We start from the raw sequence: 6090 nt of genomic DNA, 5'->3' as shown, positions 1-6090 counted from the left end.
GGACGATGCCCTTGAACCAGTTTTTGTCATACGGCTTGATGTAGTCGTCCACTCGCACGTCGGCACGATTTCCCACGGGGCGTAACAGAATGAGGCGGCGGCACTGCTCCAGCAGTTCCTGGCGCGACAACACTGTGGCCAGGCCATGGTCGCCGCTGAGCCGCACTTGTAGCAGGTCTTCGGCACGCAAGCCTTCGATCAGCGCCAACTGGCCGTCGGCCAATTGCACCAGCAACGGTAAACGCCATTGAGTCAGGTCTTCGGCCTGTAACTCGTCATCAATCTTGACCGACAGTCCCAAGTGCTTGGCAATGGCGTACAGTTGGTCATCGGAATGCGCACTGCCCTGCCAGGCGGCGGCCAGCCGCGCATCTTCGGGCGAGAAGCTCAGGTTGTAATGACCAGCAACGAGCAACAACATTTCCAGCCAGGGCGGGGAAACAGATGGCGGGCTGGCTTGCAGGGGTTCTTGGGCACGGCGGTTCATGGCAAACGCTCCCGGTTGGTGTCATCTTTGGCAGCACCAAACGCCTGACTGAGATGACCTGCGCTGTACAGGCAATTGATCTGTAACCGACGCAGGCTGTTGAGCGTGGTCTGTTGCTCGACCCGCGACAGATAGGCCTCCTGCTCGGCATTGAGCAGGTCCAGTAAAGGGCGGGTACCCAGTTGGAGATATTGCTGGCCGTAAAGCACGCGGGTTTCATCGATCGTACGTTCGCGCAAAGTTTGGGCCCCCAGGCTGGCATGCAGTTGCAGCACCTGGCTTTTGGACTGCTGCATGTCCTGACGCGCGCGCAAACGGGCAGTATCGAGACCGGCCTGGGAGGATGCCAATGCTCGCTCGCTGGCAGCCTTGCCCGCCTGGATCGCGTTGCCTTGATAGATCGGCATGCTCGCATTGAGAAACACGCTGTAGCGGCTGCGGTTTTGGTCCGTTCCGGGGTTGCCTTCCAGTTGCTGGCTGAAGGTCGGCTCCAGGGAAAACGTCGGTAACCCGGCCGCCTTGGCCGCGCCCACCTCGGCCTCGGCACGGGTCACGCGGGCCTGGGCAGCCTGTACCTCGGGGTTGTCCTGCATGCTTGCATCGACCTGTTGGCACGACTGCTCCAGTTCACGCGGGAACTGATCGGACACCCCCTCGATCTGGGGTTGTCCGGTCAGGCTCGACAACGTGGCAAAGGCCCGCGCCAGGTTGGCCTGTTGTTGAAACCCGGTGACCCTGGCGGCTTCGATACGCGACACGGTTTGCACGTAATCCGAACGGGTACTGGCGCCCATGTCCAGACGCTGGCGCGCCAGGTCGGAGACTTTTTCCAGGCTGTCGATCTGGTCCTGGGTGATCGCAATCAACCGCTGGTAATACTGGCCATCAAGAAAGGCCAGCGCGGTATCCATCGCGACCTGTTCGATGCTCAGGCGTACGTCTGCCTCGCGCTCGGTGACGCCGGCCTTGCTGGCCTCGACGGCGCTGGAAACCTTGCCGAAGTCGTACAGCATCTGCGAGGCGCTGACGTCGAAGACCTGGGCGCTGTGGCCACCCGGCACACCACTTTGATAGCCGGTGCGCACGCCGCCACTGATCCTGGGGTAATACCCGGCCTGCGCCACGTCGACCCGCTGCACTTGCTCATTGACCCCTTCCCGGGCCCGCAGGATATCCGGATACGACGTCAGGGCCTGGCGCACGGCAACGCGCAACTCCAGGGCCTCGGCGCCCGCAGTGGGAGGGTTACTCACGCTCGATTGGGAAGCGGAAGGTGGCAGAAACTGCCCGGCTTCAATCAATGAAACCAGAGAAGGCGCCGGGACAGTTCCTTGCGTTTGACTGTTCTTAGTCCGTTGCCCGGTAGCTGCAAAGTGACCTTTGGGTTGGTCATGCACTGAGGATGCATAAACCTGTCCGGCCACACCGCCTGAACTGATCAATAACACTATCGTCAGGCAGGCGATACTGTGCCGGTGATATAGGGTCCGAGACATAACGGTCACTCAAAAAAACACCCCTGGACCATGACGGCCCAGGGCTTTGTCATGGCGACTTAGACGATTGAAATACCGCTTTCAACCCAGAGGTCTTTCTTCGTCGTCTCATCAATGTAGTGCACATACTCATGGCCATCCAACGGCGCCTTGGCACCATCGGGCTTCCACGAATCCGGCAAGTCCAACGTCGAAGCAGAGGCCGACTTCGTCACAGTGCCATCGGCTTGCAGGATGTCGTTCAAGGTCACCGTCAACGCAGGCTTGGTCGAGTCGTCCTTGGGTTGCAGGCTGACCAACTTGTTAAGGTCCAGGGCCGGTGTTTGGCCTAGATTGAACGACGGCAATGCGGCATTGCTTTCGATGTCGGTGTCCACCTCGCTCTCAGGTTGCGCGAGTTGCGCCGCCAGATCAGGCGCGGGTGCCACGCCTGTCTGCACCTCATTGAGTTCGGTGACGAGCCTGGAGTCGGCAATCTTCACCTCGAGGGTGGAGGTGACCGTCTCGCCATTGATGTGTCTGACCTGATAGGAGAAGGTCTCGGTCTCGTTCAAACCTGTCAGGCTGAGTTTTGGCGTGTAGGTGTAGTCACCATTTGCCGCGATTTTCAAATCACCGTATTTGCCCGCAATGGTTTCCTGATTGATCGAAGGCACCGATTTGCCATCGACGCTGACGATGCTGGCATCATCACTGTCGATCAAATCACCCGAGACGGAATACGCCTTGATATCAATTTGGAAGGTCGAGGTGAGAATGGCTCCCCCAGCAGTCCTGGCCTCATACGAGAACGTCTCGGTCTGGTCCGAAGGGGTGGCATTGCTGTTCTGCCTGTAGGAGGCTTGACCATCGGCGCCGATGCTCAGGTCACCAAACTGACCTTTGACCACCGTGCGCACTTCATTGGCAAGTGTCGTGTCGTTGACCTTCAACAACGTTGCACCTGTCGGCAGAATCAGGTCACTCTTTATCGCACTGTTGGCAAAACCACCAATGAACGAGGTATGAACAATGCTGGTGGTATAGGTTTTGGCCCCGACCCCCAAAATGTCGAAGTTATTGACCGTCACCCGGTACTCACCCGGCATTTCGTAGGTCAGGGAAATACCCGACTTGGTCGCAAAGATCGGCAGAGCCGACAGGTTGCCCAGCCCGCCTGCGCTGCTGCTGCGCACGTCAACCCACTGACCATCGATCAACTTCTCCAGCTTCACGCCATTGAAGTTGCCCACATCAACGTTTACCGGTGCCGAGCTATTGACCGTAATCTCGACCTTTTCACTGTCACTGACAACGAAGTGATAAGTGGCTGAAGTCGGCAAGAGATCCCCACCACCCAACGTATTGGAAAACCAATTAAGAATGCTGTTGACGCCCGAGCTGCCCGGTGTGACGAAGGTAGCTGATTTGTTCTCCTGCAAATTGGCGATGTTCGGATCAATAAACTGGCTGACGGTGACTTCATTGTGTTCCGCCACCAATTGGAACGGCGCCACAACCGGCACGGACGGCGACACCCACTTTCCATCCAGGGAGGACGACGTCACGTTCAAGACGGCCCCACCCATCTGCGCCGTGATCGGCACCGCGTAATTGCCATCGGCATCGACCGGTTGTTCACCCAGGGTTTGACCTGCGGCATTTTTCACCACGACCTTGGTGTTCGGGGCCGCCTTGCCGGAGACAAGTTTGCCATCGGCACTGATCATCGCGCTCAAGGGGGCCGCCGGTGTCTCGGTCGCCACCTGGGGGGCAATCAGCTCGGTTGGCAGCGACTCCTTGCCCGCCAGTTCAGCCACCACCGTGACTTTGCTGCCCGCTGGCTGCTTGGCAATGGTTGCTGCGAAGGAACCGTCTTCGCCTGCAACAATCGGCCCGGCCAACAGTTGACCCGTGGCGTCCTTGACCGACACGCTCGCACTCGGCAGGGTCTTGCCGGTGATCTGGGTGCCAGCGGCATCCAGGTGAGCTTCCGGTTGTGGTGGTCGATCAACCTCGGTGGCCGGTGTTTTCACAAAGGCCGGCGCAGACTCCACACCCTGCCCTTGTGCCGTCACGGCCAAGGTCGTGTTGGTTGGTTGTTTGGGGATGGTGACCACAAAGGAGCCATCCTGCTGGACCACCCCAGAGCCGATCTCGTTGCCCTGTGCATCCTTGACGCGAATCGTCTCGCCCTTGTTGCCTTTGCCCGTTACCTGGGTGCCGGCTTCGTCGATGCGCACTTCTGTTGGCGTATTCGAAACGATGTGCGGCGTCATGACCGGTTCAGAAGCCGACACCTTGTCATTGTTCTGCAAGGCCACATTCAACAGTTGCCCGCCTGGCTGTACCGGGATGGTGACCTCGAAAGTGCCGTCCGGCCCAACGATGCCCTTGGCGATCACCGTCTTGTCGTCCGCCGCCTTGATCAGCACGACGGTATTGGGTGCGCCTTTGCCCTGCACCTGAGTACCGGTGACGTCCACGCTCACATCGAAAGGTTTGGCAGGCGTGTCTTCCGCGCTCAGGGGCACCAGCAATAGTGCAGGCTCCGACACCTTGTCACCCTTGACCGCGCTGATGGCAAGCCTTTCACCCCCCTTCTGTGCCGGGATATTGGCCGAAAACACCCCGTCTGGCCCGGCCAGGAAAGTGCCCAGATCCTGTTGGGTATCGAGGTTGACGATCTTGACCGTTTCACCTGGCTTGACCTTGCCCAGCACTCGAGTACCAGTAGGGTTGATATTCAGGTCAGTGGGTGGCAACGGCAGGTCCGCATCGATAAACGGCGCCACAACGGTGACCGTCGGCGATACCTGCGTCTCGTTGTTGGCCGTTACGCTCAATATGGCCCCGGTCTTTTGAGGAGTGCTTAAGGCAATCTCGACAGAACCGGTCAAACTGACCACGCCGCTGCCCAACTCATTGCCGCTGGCATCCTTGACCTTGATGACTTCGCCCGGCTTGCCCTGGACCGTTACCGCGCTCCCCGTGTCATTGATCACGGCACCACGTGGTGCCAGTACCGGCACCAGCAGGGTTGTCGGAGCGGATTCCAGGCTGGCCAGTACGACTGTCGCTTGCAGGTCGTCACCGCTGACGCCAGATGGCAGCAGCGTAGTGCCCTTGCCTGTTTCATCCAACGTTACACGAATGACTGTGCCATCCGGGTGTTTGATCTGTACGACACCGTTAGGCTTGCCCTCTACGCTCACCTGCCCGGTGGTTGCATTGACCGCGCCGAATACCGGTGCCAGCAACGGCACATCCAGCGTGGAGGTTGCCGATGTTGCACCTGCCTCCTGGGCTACCACACCGATTGGCTCGCCGCCCAGAGCCTGGGGCAGCTTGATCAAGGCGTGGCCTTGTGCGTCCAGTTGGACGGGAGAACCTACCGGGTTGTTGTTTTTGTCCAGCAACTGGACCGTGCCGTTTGGTTTACCCGTGACCGACAGCTCACCGCTGGCCGCGTCCAATACCAGTGTTGGCTTGAGCAACGGGACGCTCACGCTATTGGAAGGCAGCGACTCCAGGTCATTGAATTTCTGCACGGCAACCAGCGCTTGCCCACCCATGGCGGGTGACAGCTGGAATACATTTTTGCCTTCGGCATCCAGGATCACGGGCGCACCCACCGCCTTACCGGTGCTATCTCGCAACTGCACGCTGGCGCCGGGTTTACCCGTTACCGGCAGCTCGTTGGTGGACAGGTTGACAATACCCAGTTCTGGTTTGAGCAGTGGCACGGTCTGTGGAGCTGTAGTCGGCGACTCGCTGCTGCCCACAGTCTGGGTGACCGTCACAGGCAGACCGCTCAAGGTGCTCGGGACTTGCAGCGTGCCCTTGCCGTCGGTACCCAGCGTGACCGGCATGCCCACGGCGGTGCCCGTGCTGTCTTTCAGCTGTACGGTGGCGCCTGGCTTGCCTTCCACGGTAACGGCGCCATTTTGCGGGTCGATTGTTCCCACGATGGGCTTGAGTGCAGGAACGCTGACCGCATCACTCGCGGGGGATTTTGTCGTACCCGAGGTCTGTACGGCGGTCAGGCTGTCGCCGCTGGTGTCCACCGGCAGTGTCAGCACGCCTTTGCCTGCGTCATCCAGAATCACAGACGTACCGACCGCCTTG

General features: G+C 59.6%; 2 protein-coding genes and 1 pseudogene. All 3 read right to left on the bottom strand.

Annotation, left to right across the window (positions count from 1 at the left end; translation table 11 throughout):
* A pseudogene (locus E4P00_RS21945) lies at positions 1–487 on the bottom strand (type I secretion system permease/ATPase); the annotation flags it as partial.
* Positions 484–1740 carry a TolC family outer membrane protein gene (locus E4P00_RS21940; RefSeq protein WP_248133063.1) on the bottom strand — a complete coding sequence of 419 codons (1257 nt, stop codon included), beginning with the start codon at positions 1738–1740 and terminating at the stop codon, positions 484–486. The pseudogene E4P00_RS21945 and the gene E4P00_RS21940, both read right to left, overlap by 4 nt.
* Positions 1741–2042: 302 nt before the next feature.
* Positions 2043–6090: Ig-like domain-containing protein (locus tag E4P00_RS21935; RefSeq protein WP_248133061.1), on the bottom strand; the 4048-nt coding region annotated here is incomplete at its 5' end.

It is taken from the genome of Pseudomonas sp. B329 (assembly GCF_023127835.1).
In the GTDB taxonomy this organism is placed as follows: Bacteria; Pseudomonadota; Gammaproteobacteria; order Pseudomonadales; family Pseudomonadaceae; genus Aquipseudomonas; species Aquipseudomonas synxantha_A.
Note: the sequence above shows the minus strand (reverse complement) of the source record. Positions and strands in the feature narration are given on the sequence as shown.